Here is a 17,846-nt window from a genome sequence, read left to right as displayed (position 1 = left end):
TTTAAAGATACTGTTGTGCTGAACGTAAAACTAGATTTGTCTACAATAGACTATGCCGAGATTACTGGTATAGGGGTGTATATCAAAAACTTATCAAAGCAATTGCTCAAACAAGAGCAACTCTGCTTGACAGGAGCATACAAGGCTTCACGGTTTAGAAAAACCCATTTTATGCGTCAACATATTCCAGGCATAGCCCTTGAGCCTTACTTGCCGCTAAAACAGTTTACCTGGCTCAAAAAATGTGATGTTTTTCACGGTCCCGATTTTACAATACCTGCCCTCAAAAAAATAAAAAAGGTGGTAACAGTACACGACATGATTGTGTTTCAAGAGGGTATTGTGACGCCTGAATTTGCGGCTTGGGGCAAGGCAAGGTTTGACAAAATGGTGTACGAAGGCCAACCCGATCATGTAATTACTGTGTCGGAGTTTGCCAAAGAAGAGTTTCTAAAGTATTACCCCAGATTTGAAGGCAGGGTTACCAGCATTTATCATGGGGTAGATCATCTGAATACCGACGATAAGGGAGCAATTTATGACTTTCCTTATTTTTTGTCAGTGGGTAGCCTCGAAAAACGCAAAAATGTGTGGCAATTGGTACAGGCTTTTGAACAAATACACGAACAATACCCTGACTTTAGGTTGGTGATTGTGGGAGGCAAAGGAGGCAATCAGGAATTTGCCCATGAACTGATTGATTATATGCAAAACAGCCCGGCAAGTGCTCAAATTTTGTATTTAGGGTTTGTAGACAACCTTACTCTTGCCTCGTTGTACAAACACGCATTTAGTTTTGTGTTTCCGTCGGCATACGAGGGGTTTGGTATTCCTATACTAGAGGCCATGCAAAAGCGGTGTCCGGTGATTACCAGCAACTTGGGAGCTACATTGGAAGTAAGCGGTGACGCCGCCCTGCATACCAACCCTTACCAACCTGAAGCCATTGCCGAAGCAATGACCCATTTGATTGATGATGAAACCTTGCGCCAGTCGCTGATTGATCAGGGGCAAGCCCGTTACAATGACTTTACCTGGCAACGCTGTGCAGCCCAAACACTGGATGTATATCAGCAAGTGGCTAATATTTGATGAATTACAAGCGACAAGCACAGACACTTGTCGCTTGTGGCTAACTGCTTGCTACTTATGCACGCCAAGCCCACACAAAATCATCGCCTCTGGTGCGAATTTGGTAGCCCAACTCGGTTAAAAACTTTTTCAAATCATTTAAGTTTTCACGAGGTACATCACCATTGTGCACCTCCATTGTCATCATTCCTATTTTGTCAAATAAATGGGTGGGCATGTTATACAAAATATCGTACTCTGCTCCTTCGCAATCCAGTTTAAGTAAATCAATCTTGTCTAAGTTGTACTCATCCATGATTTGTTCTACTGTCACTGCCTCTACTTCTGTTTTTTGCACATTTTTGTTATCAAAAGATGCTGAGGTAGACGCTAAGGGCGTAAGTGTTTTGTCGGGGTTGTAGTACAAAGTGATAGACCCTGGTTTGCCCGAAACGGCTTGGTTTTTAGCCACCATTTGTCGGTCTGGGTTCAGCGCACAGTTTTGCTTAAGTTGGGTAAAATTGGTAAGTAAAGGCTCAAAAGCATAGATGCTTGACTGGGGAAAATGATCTGCCATAAAAGTAGCAAAAAAGCCCACGTTTGCCCCAATATCTACAATTTTAGGGTCTTTGGGTAGGTGTTCTTTCAAGAAAGATAAGCGGTACAAATCTTCCATATATATTTCCTTAAAAATGGCAATAATTTCGCGGGGCACTTCCAGCTGTACATTGTTTTTTCCCACAAAATGAATAGGCTCCTGTTTTTTGTCTAAGTATTTAGCATAAAAATAATTAGGCCAGTTTTTAGTAAACCTAATCAAATTGACATACTTCTTCATAATCTAAAACCAAATGTTGAGCAAACAGATGACCTTCAGGTCTGTTTGAATTATTTTGAGATGCCAAAACTACTACTTTTTTATAGTTTATAATATCTTTGTGCCATATACTTAGTTTTATAGAAAAAATGAGGATAATAAGCTTATGGTTTATGATTGTTTTGTGTTTTTCAATGAACTAGATTTGTTGGAAATCAGGCTGAATGAGTTGAATGATGTTGTAGATAAATTTGTATTGGTAGAAGCCACACGAACTTTTCAGAAAAAAGAAAAACCATTGCATTTTGAGCAAAATAAAGCGCGTTTTGCGCCTTTTTTAGATAAAATTATTCACATTGTGGTGGATCAATACCCTGGTTTTTTTGCCAAATTCAGGGTGCCTACCACTTGGGACTACGAAAACTACCAACGAGAACAAATCAAGCAAGGCTTGGTCAATTGCCAACCCAACGATGTGGTCATTATATCTGACATAGATGAAATACCTCATCCGGCAAAAGTAGCCGCTTATAAAGACACATCAGGTATTAAAGTATTTGAGCAAAGGCTGTTTTTTTATTACCTCAACGGCTTATGTACCTATTACGATACAGGTGACAAACCCCGAATAGCTCAGCCCAACAAAAATGGCTTAGGTTACTGGCGAGGCACAGTGATGTGTCATTACAAAGCGTTGAAAACAGTGAAGAAAGCTCGCTTGTGGCGTGAATTTGAAAACGCCCACACTACAGTAATAGAGGATGGGGGTTGGCACTTTAGCTATTTGGGAGGCACCCAAAAAATCATTCAAAAACTAGAAGCTTATGCCCACGCCGAATTTAACGCCAGTTATTATAAAGATGAAAAAAGGGTAGAAGAGATTATATCTAAAGGCAAAGATTTGTTTGACACCAACACCTCGTTTAAATTTATTGATTTAGATGATACAATGCCCCAGTACATTCAAAGCAACCCCAATAAATACCCACATTTGATCAAAAAATAACTTTTGGTAGCAATGGTGTAGGGTTGCGACAACACCACCCTGTGTTTTGGCTTAGATCTTTTTCAACCCAATGTCTTTCTCGGCAAGTTTCAGGGTCAAAATGGTCTCGACAGTCCAGGGGCGGGCAAGATCTGAATGGGTTTTGAGCGGAACTTCAGACTTATAACGCAACTTTTGCCAAAAACCAGGGCGTAAAATCACCAATTGATCTTTAGGTGCTTTTTTGTAATTGCCTTCAGTGACCCAATGTACTTGCTCTGCGTTTATTTTGGCAATAAACTCGTCTGAAAACAAGCTTTTGTCTGCCAATATATATACTGCTTTTACAGGAGCCTGCTCAAATACATCGTTTGCTTCTTCAATGCGTTTTTTCATCAAAGAAGGATGCGTGCCAAAGTAAGGTAATAACTTCAGGGTGCGCTCACTGGTGCGTTTTTCAAATTTTCGTTTTGAGCGGGCAATGGCTTTTTCAGATGTATGCCACCATTTATGAAATTCTTTGTATTTTTCTTCGTACCCCTCATCGCTGCGGGCGTGCCCATAATGATAAATAAAAGCATCGCTGTCGTACACTTTTTTAAACCCTTCGAAGCCTTGGGCATCCAAACAACTTTTTATGCTACTCTTTAAGCGTACAGCTCTTATCTCTTGTGGGTACCACTGAAAGTCAATGGCTATTTTGTTGTGACTAGACCAAAAGTGAAGGTAACGAAAACGCACTGCGTCGTAGCCATGCTCGTTGGCATACGCAATGTCACGTTTCATTTTTTCATAATCTTCTTCATTGATCACTTCATCAGCCTGTAGGTAAACCCCCCAGGTGCCAGGTTCCTGGTCAAAATCTTTACGCAAAGCATCTAGGGCGATGTTGGTTTGTTGCGACAAAATAAGCCCGCTTTTACGTATATTATGGTCCCATACAGTAGATATAATGTGCAAAAAATCATACTGTTGCAGCACTTCTTCGGTGTTGTCTTCTCCCTCACCCAACGCCAGGTATATTTTTTCTGTGATGCCACTCAAAGAAGTCAAACTCTCGTGAAAACTATAATCATACTTGACTCCATTACGCAAAAGCGAAAACCCAAATAACCTCATTGTCTACAATCTTGTTTGCTGATAGCCTTAGCTAAAGGCTTAAGAAATATGAAAATAAAACGACAAAGTAACCATCTTTTTTTATGATTTCATATAATTTTGCGCTCTAATTTGCTGTACTGAACAAGGGGAAAAGATATGATAAAAACAGGGATTTTATGTAGTTCTGATGCCTGGGGAGGGTTAGAGATCAATATTTTAAATTTGGCAAAGTGGCTTACTGAACGCGGGCATCAAATCAGTATTTTTTGCCGTGATGGCTCTACCATTTCCAACAAAGCCAAAGAAGCAGGTGTAACAACGCACCATTATGTATGTAAAGGCAAACATTTCAAATTTGGGGCAGCACGACGTTTGGCACGTTTGCTCGACAAGGCACAAATACCTACGTTGCTCATAGGGCACTACGAGCACTTTTATATAGGCATTATGAGCAAGCGCTACTCACAACAACCCCTCAAAGCAGTGTATTTGCAGCAAATGCAGATGAAACACCGCAAGCGAGATTTGTACCACAGGTATTTTTATAAACGCCTGGATGCCTGGATAGTACCGCTTGATTTGCTCAAAAAACAATTGCTACAGAACACAGGTATTGCAGAACAAAAAGTACACGTAATACCGCTTACTATAGAGGTAGGTCGTTTTGCCGATGCAATGAAACACCGGGAAGAGTCACGCAAGGCATTTAAGATTCCACCCAATGCTTTTGTGGCAGGTATTATTGGACGTATAGACAAAGAAAAAGGGCAAGAGTACCTGATAAAAGCCGTAGAGATACTAGAACACCAAGACTTGCACATATATGGTTTGTGCATAGGCGCCGAAACAGTAGGTGGTGAGAAGGGACATTTGCGTTATCTTGAAAAAATGGCAGTAGAACGACATTTGATGGATTTGATTCACTTTAGGCCATTTGTAGATGATGCTCCCAAGGCTTTTGCGGCATTAGACGTGTTTGTCATGGCGTCGCGCTCTGAGCCTTTTGGCATGGTAACGGTAGAGGCGATGGCGTCGGGCTTACCTGTGATTGGTACAGATGCTGGCGGTACTACCGAACTGCTCGACTATGGCAAAGCGGGTATCTTGATTCCCCCCGAAAACGAACAAGCCATGGCGGAAGCATTGAAAAAAATCTATCATGACCATCAATTACGTGAACAGCTCATTGAGATTGGTCGAAAACGTGCCAAAGAAAACTACTCCCACACAACACAATGTACCAAAATAGAAGCGTTGTTTGAGCATTTATAAGCAGCATACGAGATAAAGTAATTTTATCAAGGCTTTTGGTTAACCACAATGTGCAATGTATGCGTTAATAACCAGATAATTGCTTCCCAACTAAAGACAAACTATGATGAGAAAACTAATAATAATGATGGGGCTGGGGGTGCTTTCAGCCACTGGATGGGCACAAAAAGATGTCTCCGCAGTAAAGTTTGCCCAAACCATTACTCAAGAAGACTTATCGCGGCACTTGCACATAGTGGCTGCCGATAGCATGGAAGGGCGACGTACTGGAACCCGTGGGCAAAAAAAAGCCGCCAAATACATTGCCAGCCACTTTAAAAAACTAGGATTACAAGCTCCGGTAAAAACGTCTGCTGGGATGAGTTACTTCCAGAAGTTTGCCATGAAAAGTACCAAATGGAAAGATGTGTCGGTAGAAGCCAACGGTAAAAAATACCAGTTTCTTCGAGATGTGTTTGCCATAGGTATATCAACCCAAAAAAGCCCGTTTACCTGCCAGGCGGTGTATGCTGGTGAGGGCACAGCTCAAGAAATGAAACAAGCCAATGTGCCAGGCAAAGGAGTGGTGTTTTTTGCTAAAAACCATGCAGAAGCTATGAAAAAGGGAGAGGTAGCGCTCAACTTAGGGGCAAAAGCATTGTTTGTACTACGTGCCAATACTCAAGCCGATTTTAAGGAGTTGGTAAACTTCAATGCCTATTACCTCAAACGTTGGGTAGGGCCTCACTTGAGTAAACCTGATGAAACTAGCAAAATGGTGTTTTATGTATCGCCTGCTTTAGCCACTGCTTTGCTCAACACCGACGAAGCAACCCTGATTGGTAAAAAGCTACCTATAGGCACATCGGGCAAAGCAATCACGGCCAAAGCTACACAACAACAAAAAATAACGCTCAAGTCAGAGAATGTATTGGGTTTGCTGGAAGGTACTGATAAGAAAGATGAAATATTGGTAATTTCGGCACATTATGACCATATAGGCCTGGGTAGTAATGGCAAAATAAACAATGGCGCAGACGACGATGGTTCGGGCACCGTGGCTGTAATGGAGCTTGCCGAAGCATTTGCCAAAGCAAAACAAGCAGGAAAAGGCCCACGTCGCAGCATTTTGTTTATTACGGTGGCAGGTGAAGAAATAGGGTTGTATGGTTCTCAGTTTTATACTGATGTAGACCCGGTATTTCCGCTAAAAAATACGGTAGCCAATCTAAACATTGACATGATAGGGCGTATTGACACCCGCTACAAAACCGACCCTGACTATATTTATTTGATAGGCGCCGATAAACTATCTACTGAACTACATCAGCTGAGTGAAGTAGCTAACAAAACATACACCCGCCTGAAACTAGACTACACCTACAATGACAAGAACGACCCCAATCGTTTTTACTACCGCTCAGACCATTACAACTTTGCCAAAAACCGTATTCCTGTAATTTTTTATTTCAACGGTACCCATGTCGACTACCACCGCCCTACTGATACTGTAGACAAAATTCATTTTCCTAAGATGGAAAAAATTACCCGATTGATTTTTCATACTGCATGGAAGGTGGCCAACCGTGATAAACGCCTGGTAGTAGATAAATAAAAGTTAAAATAAGCAGCGTAGCATTTTGAAAAACCATTTGATAAGCCTGAAAATTTATTAAATGGTTTTTTAGGGACGTAGTACCTATGATTCTTCGTAAGAATGGTTATATTAAATATTCAAAACAACTGTGCAGGCGTTTGTTGCGCTGACATGTATTTTTTATCTATCCAACAATGTATATGGACATCAGGCAATACTTCAGGTTTTTAACCATTATGCTATGGTTTTTGGCAGGAACTGCGATGTTATATGCCCAAGATACTACCACAACCCCCAAAACCTCTCAATCAAACATAAAACAACTGCTTACCCAAGGACAACAATTGCTGGACAGTAGCCCTGACCAAGCCAAGCAACTCGCTCAAAGTGCGCTACGCATTGCTTATCAAAAAAAAGACCTTCCAGCACAAGCTAAAGCCCATGGGCTAATGGGGCAAGCATTGATGGCACAAACAGTGCACGAGCGCGCACTGGATCACTTCCTCAAACAATTGAGCATTTATCAACAACTTAACAACTGGCTGGGCATAACCCATACCTACAACTACATTGCCCTGTTGTATCGCCGGCAACTAAATACGTCCAAAACTCATCAATACTCTGACCTGGCACTTGACCTGGCCGAAAAATTTGGCTTCAAAGAAGAAATTGCCTTGGCTTATAACAACATTGGGGTAGCGTATTTTTATACCAAAGACTATGACAAAGCCTTGCAGTATTTTGGCAACTCTATACAACACAGAGAAGAGCTTCAACTTACCAAAGGGTTGGTGGCTTCTTACAATAATATGGGGCTGGTGTTTGCAAGAATGAAAAAGTATGCAGAAGCCTTGAAATGGTATGAAAAATCGCTCATCATCAACCAAAAAGATGCTGAGATAAAACACATGAAAGCAGCTACCTTAGACAATATGGGCGACTTACTGGCAGAAAAGGGACAACCTACTAAAGCAAAGGCTTTGTACGATAGGGCGCTAAAAATAGCGCAAGATGCTGGAGCAAATATGCGTATTATAGAAACTTACGAAAGTTTGTATGCGCTGGCTGCCAAACAAAAAAAACACAAAGAAGCGCTTGAATATCATTTGTTATACACCAGGCTCCGCGACAGTTTGATGAGTGTAAATGCGAGTGTACAAATAGCGGCACTACAGCACCAGTTTGAAATGGTAACCGAAAGAAAAGAACGGGTGTTGCTCGAGAAAGACCTAGACTTAAAAAAAGCGACTATTCGTCGACATAAAATTATTTCTTATAGTACTATCATTGGGTTGGGACTAATGCTTTTACTGGCTTTTGTGCTTTACCGCAGTAGTCGCAAAGATCGAAAGGCACGAAAACTGATGGGGCAACAGTCGGCAGAAATCAATGAAGTTAACCGTTTACTGGTACGTAGCCGGGAAAAACTACTCACCAAAACCGAAATGTTGACACTGCGTAACCAACAAGTAACCAATAGTATAAGGGCGGCAAAGTTGATTCAGTCGGCCATATTGCCTTTTGACAAGAGGATGCAAGACATATTGGGTGAGCACTTTTTGTTATACCTGCCTAAAGACATTGTTTCGGGCGATTTTTATTGGATGTATCAAATAGGCAAGGTGCGTTATGTGGCTGTAGCCGATTGCACAGGACACGGGGTAGCGGGATCTTTGATGTCTATGTTGGGCTACGCCTTGCTCAACGAAATAGTCAATAAAAAGATAAGTAACCCTGCCTTGATGCTGGAAGAACTCAATACTATGCTCACAGCTTCTTTGCGGCAAGAAGTCACTAAAAATCAAGCGGGCATGGACATTATTCTCTGTAAAATAACCGATATAGAGGAAAACGAAGAAACTTGCCCTCGCTTTAAAGTAATTTATGCAGGGTCGCGTAGACCATTGTATTATACTCAAGGAGACAAATTGATAAAAGTAAAGAGCGATAAACAGTTTATTGGGGGGTATTTCTCTCACTACGCCCCCCGTCCATTTAAAGAAAATGAAGTGATTCTTGCCAAAGGGGAGCAGCTTTACCTCACTTCTGATGGTTTTGCCGACACGCCCAACCGCGCACGTGAGTCTTTTAGTAGTCGTCGCTTGTTTAAGCTCATTGAAAGTAATGTCCACCTGTCTCTTTCCGACCAAAAAGAGGTGCTGGAGCATACGCTAGAAACGTATCAAAAAGGTGCTGAACAACGCGATGACATTACTATTTTGGGTTTTAAACTCTAGTGCACTGGAAACTAAATTCCTACCACATTAGCTTCGCAGAGCTCGCCACAGCATAGCTGCCCCGATGAAATGAATCGGGATTTAGAAATAGGCTCGGTTATTCGGAGTCTTTAGCTCGCTGACTTTACTTAAAAAAGTTTGCGTAGCTCCGGTTCCGATATACATCGGAATTGTAAACTAACTCTGCGCACTTTTTGAAGTGCGTCAGCAAACAAAATACCCTCGAATAAATAGTGCATTTATTTAATCCTCAGTGCACTAGCATAAAGTAATATATGGTATTTGGCACGAGCAGCAACTGAATACTCCCCTCTACAAACGCACTTTCAGTAAGGTATAGTATACCCCATTATCAGCCACCGTGTCAAACTCATATTGCCCTGGATACATGAACTCAAGGCGCTTGCGGGTATTATTTAAGCCTATTCCTCCTTCTTCGGGGCGTTTCACACTGTTTTGCTGGAAGATTTGGTTTTGGGTACTAAAAATTAATTGGTTATCTGCCACTTTCAAGTCAATGTCAATCACTGAAGGGTTTTTGGCGCTTACACCATATTTAAAGGCATTTTCTACCAGTGGCAACAGCAACATAGGTGCGATTTGCTTGCCTATATAATCGCCACAAAGGTTAAAGTGAACTTCGGTATGACGCAGGCGTAGCTTGTTAAGGTCTATGAAGTTTTGGATGTAGGTAATCTCTTTTTGCAAAGATACTTTTTCAGCGTTGGCTTCATACAACATATAACGCATAATGTCTGACAGCTTAAGAATGGCTTCGGGTGCCTGAGGACGTTGCTGAAAGGCAAGGGCGTAGATATTATTGAGGGTATTGAACAAAAAATGGGGGCTTACCTGTAGTTTGAGCATAGACAACTCTGCCTTGAGGCGTTGATTTTCCAGCTCTTTTTGTACTTCGGCACTGCGAAACCAATCTATCATAATGCGAATTTGGGTGCTCGACCACAGGTAAAAAAAGCTGATAAATGTGGCACCAATGATACGGTTAGTCCATATCTTGGTAGTCCAGGGGCGGTGTTTATCGCCCATGGTAAAGTTCAAACCTGCATACCATAAGTAGCTGTCTACCAGAAGACATACAATGCCAACCATCCAAAGTAAAAAAATATACAAGGCAAATTTTTTGAATCTACGCGCTCTGAAATGACGGGCAACTATGTACTTGTAGTTGACATAGAACATAGTCATAACCACTGCCAGATGAGTAAATGAGCCCAGCAACATATACCCCATGCTATAGCTCTTAAATCGGTCGTAGTACTGGTAGTCGCGAAATAGCAACAAAATAATAAGCACGCCCCAAAAGAGTAAGTGAAGGGTAATATTAGCGGTTTTACCCGCATTTTTTACTTTAAATGTTTCCAATGTCATTTTATGAAATAACTTTTGCAAAAAGTTTAACTGTAGGAGGCTTGCCACCAAGTTTTTACACATTACAAATATCTCAGTACCGTCCTCGCCTCGGTTGTGTGTCTTCATCAACCGGTCGAAACCCTAAAATAAGTCGTTTTTAGGCGTATGGTTAGGTTGATTTAGCTTTGCTGAGCACCGATATTCATCGGCATCTAAGGACTCGTAAACTCGGTTGTGAAGACACAAATTAGGGCGAAAAATAGTAGGGTAGAGTACCACCAAGTTCTTACACATTACAAATATCTCTCAAAATAAAGTAAAACCTACTTGAAATATACCTGAAAGGATAAAGCATAGACTAAATGAGTAATTTTACCGACTAAGCCTTAAATACCCATCGGCAGGTAAAACAGTGGCTTTGGTATAATGCCTCTAACAAATACTTTTCAGTTTTTACCTTTGACTTGTAAGAAAACTATTACCTTTGCTACTAATACATTGTATTGCATAGTACTGTGCAATAACGATTAATTAATATTCATATAACCGATTGATAAATTTATGCAAAAAAATATTATAGAAACCCACCAGCTGGACTTTAGCTTTGGCAAGTTTAAAGTACTACACAACTTGAGCCTAAAGGTTCCCCAGGCCAGTATTTACGGTTTTTTAGGACCCAATGGGGCTGGTAAAACTACAACCATCAGAATTTTACTTGGTTTGATCAAAACCACCAAAGGCAAGGTATCACTATTTAACCAAGATTTGAACAACCACCGGGTAGAGATTTTACGCAAAATTGGGGCTTTGGTCGAAATGCCTTCTTTATATCCACACTTAAGCGGACGCAAAAACCTGGAGATTACCCGTACACTTATTGGCAATATTGACAAAAAAAGAATAGATGAAGTGCTTGAGATTGTAGGTTTGAGCAATGACGCTCACCGCAGAGTAAAGCAATACTCACTGGGCATGAAGCAACGCCTGGGGTTAGCGCTTAGTTTTTTGAACGACCCCGATTTGCTCATTTTAGATGAGCCTACCAACGGGCTTGACCCCAATGGAATCAAAGAAATCAGAGAATTGATTATCAGGCTCAACCAAGAGTTTCAGAAAACCATATTTGTGTCGAGTCACCTACTGAGCGAAGTAGAGAAAGTAGCCACGCACGTGGGCATTATTCACCAGGGTAAACTACATTTTGAGGGCAGCATTGGTGAGCTACGCGAGCAACAAAAACCTTCTACCCTGCTAGAGGTAAACGACAGCGACAAAGCAGCAGAAATATTGACCGATCAGCATATACCAATCATAGGGCGGCAAAATGGCACGCTTAAGATAGAAGCCCACGAACATGCAGTCATTCATCAGGTAAACAGTAGTTTGCTCAAGGCTGGGCTCGAAGTATACCAACTTTCTCCGCAGGAGTCATCGCTTGAAGATTTATTCATGGACATTACCCAAAACCCTCGATAGTATGCTACATTTAATAAGAGAGCTCAAAGCCGAATTTATCAAATACCGGGGCACCTTGGTATACTGGCTCATGATTCTTTGCCCTTTTGCCATTGCGTTTTTGTTGTTTTTAGGAATGAGCATGGGCACCAGCAAATTGGTGGCAAACGCGGTGGCTAAAGGTAAAAACCCCTGGGAGGTATTTATCACAGTACACTACCGTGTACTTGGTATATTCTTTTTGCCGCTATATATAGCGATGGTCAATGGAATGATTTACGCCCGCGAACACCGCCACAATACATGGAAACATCTTTATACACTGCCCATACCAGGCTGGAGCATAGAGCTAAGCAAAAATATATTTAGCTTGTTGATCAACTTTACCACAGTCTTGATTTTTGCCCTATACATTTTTTTGTCGGGCTATATTATATCGTTGATCAAGCCCCACATGAACTTTATGGATTACAACCCCATGATTGCTTTCAATTTATTGATGGCGCTCAAAATATTTTTAGCTTCTTTTTCTATTTGGGTATTGCACAATTGGCTGGCACGTCGCTTTAGCAACTTTGGGCTCAACATAGGAGTAGCCCTGCTGGGGGTAGTAAGTGCAGGGTTGATGCTGCAGGGCTGGAAACACGTCCAGTATTTTTTGTATGCCTTGCCTATAGTAAGTGTAATAGATGCCAAAAACATGCACACGCTGTTTACTCATCCAGTATTGCTTAGTATTATTTCTGGATCGGTTGTCTGGGTAATTAGTTTTTGGGAAGTACAACGACGCAAAGTAAAGGCTTAAAAATATTAAAACTATGAATTATCTTCTAAGAGGCTTACGGGCCGAATACCTCAAAACTCACCGCACTATAGTCTATTGGCTATTGTTGCTTTGTCCGCTGGCGCTTAATATACTGGTGGTGCTTATCATCCATGAAGAAGCAGGCACGGGGCGAATCATTCGTAAAGGCATGAACCCTTGGATAGCCATCTATAATATTAACTTTAGCCTGCTTACGGGGGTTTTTATCATCTTGTTTGTGGCCATCATCAATAGCCTCCTCAACAATATTGAGCACAAAAGTAACTCCTGGAAACATTTATACGCTATAGCACAACCCCGTTGGGCGGTATATTTCCATAAGAGCCTGTTTAGCATAGGGGCACTACTGTTTGCTATGCTTGTATTTTCATTGATGCAACCTTTATCGGGCATGTTATTGAACGCCATGCACCCTGACTTAAAGATGGGTAACTACCCTATGGAGTTTTCACACAGTATAAAGCTACTCACCAAGGCGTTTATCTCTACCTTGGGCATCTGGAGCATTCATCAATGGATTACGTTTAGGTACCGTAACTTTGCCCTGTCTGTTGGCATTGGCATCATTGCTTTGATTTCAGTAGAAATTATCGGTGATTTTTTTGATTGGATGAAGTACACACCTTATGCCTTGCCTGGTCAGAACGTAGGCGGCGATCCACGCAAAGTAACTTCAACCACGGTGTTTACTCAAGAAGTATGGCTGGGCTTAGGTTGGGGCATGACCATTTGGCTCATGGGCTTTTGGGACGCCAAACGGCGGGATGTAGTGTAATTCTTTAGGTTCACCATAAACCAGAAGCAGTCAGATACAAAAGTAAAACCCCCGACTCAAAATATTGAATCGGGGGTTTGGTTTGTGATCTTTCATAAATAAGATCACTTTATTGAGTTTTGAGTGCTTTGATAAGCCCAAGCTCATTGCGCAAATGCTGCACCTTGTAGGCGGCTAACTCCAGAAAAGCTTCCAGGGCTTCTAAGTTTTGACTTTGGTAATAATCAAGCGAGTCGTTAGCGTCTAAAGCAAAGGCCTCTAACCTGGTTTGAAACCCCTTCTCGAACAACTCAACATTTACACCTGCCAATACCTGCGATTGACTACTCGATTTTAATTTCTTAAGTAATGGACAAAAAATAACCTTTCGATTTAGGAAATGACCTTTACTCCTGATGCTTCGTTATTTTTATTGCCCGTAGCGCTGCTACGAGCGCAAAAAATGCCTCGCCTCAGTAGCAAATCTCTATCTCCAAATGGAGACTTTATTTTTCAACCATTACTAACTTGCATTGTTAAATTATTTTAATTTAGCTAAAAGCCCTTGAGGGAAGTCTCCAAACTTAGACCTCTTGGGCTATCTTTTTACCATAAAAAGATAGAGTAAATATAGCTAAAACAATGACAATATTCAAGCAAAAATAGAGGTTAATTTACTGAAAATCAAAACCTTATACAAAAACATTACTTCTTTGCCCTTGACCCAAACACCGACCGTGCCGTAGCCCCCTGGTTGTTGGTAATGCTTTGATCTGCTCCTTTTTTTATCAAAAAATCCATCACTCCTACCCTGCCCTTGGTGGCTGCCATAATTAATGCGGTATTGCCTACCATGTCTTGTTGGTTGATGTCTGCACCCGAAGCAAGCAACAGATTAACCATTGCTTCTACATCTGGGGGGAGTATGTGGCGGTTGCGCCGAGTGGTGGCAGCCGCATGCATGATTACAGGTTTTTTGTATCGTCCCAATTGATTAGGGTTGGCGCCCTTACTCAAAAAATACTTGGCAACTCCAAGGTTTTTGTAAAATACTGCTACCGCAAAAGGGGTTTCCTCTTCTTTGTTTTGAATTTTCATATCTGCCCCTTTTGCCATCAGCTTTTTTACCAGCTCTAGATTGCCATTAAGTGCTGCATGGTGCAAGGCTGTCATGCCATAGTTGGTTTCTCTATAATTTACCTTCTCGCCTTTTTCTATCAAATAGAGTACTATTTCGGAGTGGTTTTTCTTGGCAGCAAGTGTAATGGGGTTTTCTTTGCCACTATTACCTTTGCTAATGTTGGCGCCCTTTTCTATCAAAAACTTTACGGCATCTAAGTGCCCATTTTTAGCCGCTTTCATCAAAGGGGTTTGCTCCAGTGACAATATACCTGAGCTTTGATAGTTGATATCTGCTCCCTGATCCAAGCATTTTTTCACTGCCTCTATATCTCCACTGGCAGCCGCCTTTAGTAGTTTATCGCCTGGAGTATTGCCACTACAAGCATAGAGTAGAAAGCCAATAAATATAAAAGTAAATTGACGTATCCTTACTTTTGTTCTCTGAAAGTGTTTGTTCGTAATCATAAACATTGTTTTGATTGGATGGTGTGAATACTATAACTTACAAAGTTATGGGCAAAAACTGAAGTAGTATCGACGTAAAAAAAGCGCGATATTAGGTATATACGCGCTTTAGAAGTCATTTAGAAAAACTTACTGATCATTACTCAAGTATAAGCTTCCCGGTTTTTTGTGCACCTTCTGTAGTAATTCTATAATAATACAAGCCCGAAGGGTACTTAGAAAGGTCTACCGAAAAACGATCGGAGCTGTAGGCATCACTGTATACCACTTTGCCTTGAGCATTGTACAGCTTGAAATAAATGCGTTGATCCTGAAAGTTTTTACTGAATATATTTAAAGGCTGATTGCGGGTAACTGGGTTTGGAAAAAAGATAAACTGTTCTTTATCCAGGTAGTGTATCTGCGCTACTTCTGTCAAAACTTCCTGTCCATTGTTAAACAGAATACGGGCACGGTAAGAATTTAAACGCGGAAAAGGGGTAAAGTCGATTTGGGTCAATTTGGCTGTACTACCAGGCACCACCGTAGCTATTGCCTCATATACACTTCCGTTTTTTCTTTCATACACAATTGATTTTATTCCATAGGTGGTGGCAAGTGTAAGGTTCAGTACAATGCCTGTATCTACCTTTGATTGGGCAAAAAAGCCCTCGATATAACAAGCTACTTTGTTGCGATAGTCATAACCTATGGCTTGAATACCGCTTTTGTTGGCGTTAAAATTAGGTACAATAGTAAACGATGTATCTGCCAACTGGTTTTTATAAAAAATAAAAACAGTATCAGTGGTTTCGGTCAGTTTTCTCAAAAACCTGGCACCAGGAGCATATACAGTATAAGATTGAATATTGGGTGCTTTTTCCCATTGAATCATGACCGAGTCGCCACAATTAAACCCTACTGACACCTCCAGGGGTTTAGACAAAGTAAAAGTTTCGGTGGCAAATGCTTGTGTATTGATTGTCATACGTGCCATTGCCAATGCAAAAGTATCTTTTGCCTCTTCCCACCGATACGCCTCCTGACTCAGGTCTACACTTGCCGCGATTACTTCCCAGGTTTGCCCGTTGTCCAGACTTAGTTCAAGTTTGCCCGTTTGTCCAGCCGCAAAGGTGGACTCCCACCTGAAATAGTCGATATTTTCGCTCTGGGAGTGCATATTATCGCTGGCTGTAGGAAAAGTCCAGACAAATTTATCCTTCTCCTCCCACTGGTAAGCCACATAAAAATCTTGATTGCCCACTGCCAGGTTGTGCCCCTTTACCCGAATAGTATAAGTGCCCGCCACAGGGTTTTCTACGGTGACTTGTTCTATGGTGTTCAGGTGGTCTTCGCCACGAGTAGCAGGCAAAGCCAACACATTGGTATCTGCAGCAGTTTTGAGCACCCAAGGCAGCCAGGTGTTGGTGGCTTGGGTCACGCTTAGGTCCAAGTCATTGACCAAGGCTTTACTGGCATTTACTGCTGCCGCCGGATCATTCCAAACCAAGGTTATTTTTAGATGGGTCGCATTGGCAGGCACATTCATATCAAAACTGGCGGTATTGCCTTGGGTAGCAGTACCAGTTACATATTGCTCTGCGATTAGGTTTTGGTGTGCCCTGTATACGTTTATATTGCCATAGCCAGTCTTAAAGTCTACCCCTGTAGTGGCTACATCTTCTGCGCTGTTTATCAGCACTGCCCTTAGCAACGTTGCCGAAGGAAACTGCCCCTTTTGCTGTTGATAGGCTTGCTGTAACAAAGTAACCATCCCGGTAGTAATAGCCGCAGCATTAGAAGTTCCACTAAAATCGCCTCCATTTCCTCCATAAGCTACCAACTCTGGCTTTATCCTGCCATCGTAAGCGGGACCTTTAGAGCTAAAAGGTAAAAGTTGTTTGTTGGCAGATATAGCTCCCACGTGTAAAATATTTTTTGCCATCTTAAAACTTCCTGATAAGTTGGCATACCCCACCACTCCTTTGTAGTTGCCTTCGGTAGGGCCTATTGTTCCATCATTTCCCGACGATACCACATGTAACAACTGATCGTTGTTGTTGGCACTTAGGTCAAAAGCACGAGCCTTATCGTCATACACGTTGTTTACCTGCCCCTTCAACCCATAAGAATGGTTTTGTGCTATAATGCCCGTATTTTGGTAATAAGTGTCGCTTTCGGGCAAAGTGTCCGCATTGTTCGATGAGGTCAGGTTGGCCTTCCAGGCTACTCCTTTGCCCCTTGATGATGAGTTGCCCGCCCCCGCAATAAAAGTAGCCATATTGGTAGGATGGTCTGCCTTGGCAAAATCATATATAGCTTCTGTACCCTTAGATATAAACCTCCCCCGCAGGTCTATGTCATTGGTATTAAACAACGGCTCGTGCAACGACACCAACATTCCTTCGCCTGTCAAGGCTGGAAACTCATTTTGCAAACGATTGATTTGGTTGACAGTAAAATCATGCTCCTTTTGTGTACTTTTGGTGCGTGCTACATTTAGAGGTATTTCCTGAAAAGAGCGCACCTGACGATTAGACTGAATGTACTTTTTGAAAGCCTGAGGGCTGGCTTTGACAGTTACCGTTTGAGTTGCTTTATTATAGTCTACAATGCTTATTACAGCCTGGTAAGCTTGCATATCTTGTACAAACCGGGAGTAATTGTCTACCTTAAAGGCCATTTTTTTTGTGGTAGCCCCAGCTGTCTTGGCAAGTCTATCAGGCGGTTGTTGGGCTAAGGTAACAAACGGGATGAGGGTCAATAGTATGATTAACCTTAATAGCAGGTGTTGGTTCCTATACATTTTAATCTA

At 41.7% G+C, this 17,846-nt stretch carries 14 protein-coding genes; 8 read left to right on the top strand and 6 right to left on the bottom strand.

What is annotated here, in order from left to right; genetic code table 11:
- Positions 1–15 precede the first annotated feature (15 nt).
- On the top strand, positions 16–1,092 hold the full coding sequence (locus M23134_RS22140) for a glycosyltransferase family 4 protein (protein ID WP_004156229.1): 1,077 nt from the start codon (positions 16–18) through the stop codon (positions 1,090–1,092).
- 55 nt (positions 1,093–1,147) lie between these two features.
- On the opposite strand, the gene M23134_RS22135 is transcribed toward M23134_RS22140, so the two are convergent.
- Complete coding sequence (locus M23134_RS22135; RefSeq protein ID WP_004156228.1) at positions 1,148–1,909, bottom strand: FkbM family methyltransferase; 762 nt, start codon at positions 1,907–1,909, stop codon at positions 1,148–1,150.
- 145 nt (positions 1,910–2,054) lie between these two features.
- On the opposite strand from M23134_RS22135, the gene M23134_RS22130 reads away from it, so the two are divergent.
- The gene (locus M23134_RS22130) at positions 2,055–2,894 is read left to right on the top strand and encodes a glycosyltransferase family 17 protein (RefSeq protein WP_004156226.1); all 840 of its coding nucleotides are present in this window, start codon (positions 2,055–2,057) and stop codon (positions 2,892–2,894) included.
- Positions 2,895–2,945: 51 nt separating this feature from the next.
- Here M23134_RS22130 and M23134_RS22125 read toward each other — a convergent pair whose 3' ends face one another.
- Positions 2,946–3,992, bottom strand: a complete 1,047-nt coding sequence (locus M23134_RS22125) for a hypothetical protein (protein WP_004156225.1) — start codon at positions 3,990–3,992, stop codon at positions 2,946–2,948.
- Positions 3,993–4,130: 138 nt separating this feature from the next.
- Between M23134_RS22125 and M23134_RS22120 the strand changes: the two genes are divergently transcribed.
- The 3 genes from M23134_RS22120 to M23134_RS22110 all read left to right on the top strand — a co-directional run bounded on the left by M23134_RS22120 (position 4,131) and on the right by M23134_RS22110 (position 9,059).
- Positions 4,131–5,246 carry a glycosyltransferase family 4 protein gene (locus M23134_RS22120; RefSeq protein ID WP_004156224.1) on the top strand — a complete coding sequence of 372 codons (1,116 nt, stop codon included), beginning with the start codon at positions 4,131–4,133 and terminating at the stop codon, positions 5,244–5,246.
- 106 nt (positions 5,247–5,352) lie between these two features.
- Positions 5,353–6,840, top strand: coding sequence for a M28 family peptidase (locus M23134_RS22115; protein ID WP_045114099.1), 1,488 nt, complete (start codon positions 5,353–5,355; stop codon positions 6,838–6,840).
- 182 nt (positions 6,841–7,022) lie between these two features.
- Positions 7,023–9,059 carry a tetratricopeptide repeat protein gene (locus M23134_RS22110; protein WP_045114098.1) on the top strand — a complete coding sequence of 679 codons (2,037 nt, stop codon included), beginning with the start codon at positions 7,023–7,025 and terminating at the stop codon, positions 9,057–9,059.
- 312 nt (positions 9,060–9,371) lie between these two features.
- Here the strand turns inward: M23134_RS22110 and M23134_RS22105 are convergent, their stop codons facing one another.
- The gene (locus M23134_RS22105) at positions 9,372–10,448 is read right to left on the bottom strand and encodes a sensor histidine kinase (RefSeq protein WP_157558588.1); all 1,077 of its coding nucleotides are present in this window, start codon (positions 10,446–10,448) and stop codon (positions 9,372–9,374) included.
- A 543-nt stretch (positions 10,449–10,991) separates the two neighbouring features.
- Here M23134_RS22105 and M23134_RS22100 point away from each other — a divergent pair.
- Genes M23134_RS22100 through M23134_RS22090 form a run of 3 tightly spaced genes read left to right on the top strand, consistent with a single transcriptional unit; the run spans position 10,992 to position 13,486 of the window.
- Positions 10,992–11,906: an ABC transporter ATP-binding protein gene (locus M23134_RS22100; RefSeq protein WP_004156217.1), complete on the top strand. Its 915-nt coding sequence runs from the start codon at positions 10,992–10,994 to the stop codon at positions 11,904–11,906.
- A gap of 1 nt (position 11,907) precedes the next feature.
- On the top strand, positions 11,908–12,690 hold the full coding sequence (locus M23134_RS22095; protein ID WP_004156214.1) for an ABC transporter permease: 783 nt from the start codon (positions 11,908–11,910) through the stop codon (positions 12,688–12,690).
- A gap of 13 nt (positions 12,691–12,703) precedes the next feature.
- The gene (locus tag M23134_RS22090) at positions 12,704–13,486 is read left to right on the top strand and encodes an ABC transporter permease (RefSeq protein ID WP_004156212.1); all 783 of its coding nucleotides are present in this window, start codon (positions 12,704–12,706) and stop codon (positions 13,484–13,486) included.
- A 109-nt stretch (positions 13,487–13,595) separates the two neighbouring features.
- Here the strand turns inward: M23134_RS22090 and M23134_RS22085 are convergent, their stop codons facing one another.
- The 3 genes from M23134_RS22085 to M23134_RS22075 form a co-directional block, all read right to left on the bottom strand.
- The gene (locus M23134_RS22085; RefSeq protein ID WP_004156210.1) at positions 13,596–13,796 is read right to left on the bottom strand and encodes a hypothetical protein; all 201 of its coding nucleotides are present in this window, start codon (positions 13,794–13,796) and stop codon (positions 13,596–13,598) included.
- 374 nt (positions 13,797–14,170) lie between these two features.
- Positions 14,171–15,058: an ankyrin repeat domain-containing protein gene (locus tag M23134_RS22080; RefSeq protein ID WP_004156208.1), complete on the bottom strand. Its 888-nt coding sequence runs from the start codon at positions 15,056–15,058 to the stop codon at positions 14,171–14,173.
- Positions 15,059–15,191: 133 nt separating this feature from the next.
- Positions 15,192–17,837, bottom strand: coding sequence for a S8 family serine peptidase (locus tag M23134_RS22075; RefSeq protein ID WP_045114097.1), 2,646 nt, complete (start codon positions 17,835–17,837; stop codon positions 15,192–15,194).
- Positions 17,838–17,846: the final 9 nt, after the last annotated feature.

It is taken from the genome of Microscilla marina ATCC 23134 (genome assembly GCF_000169175.1).
In the GTDB taxonomy this organism is placed as follows: domain Bacteria; phylum Bacteroidota; class Bacteroidia; order Cytophagales; family Microscillaceae; genus Microscilla; species Microscilla marina.
This window is presented reverse-complemented; position numbering and strand designations above follow the sequence as displayed.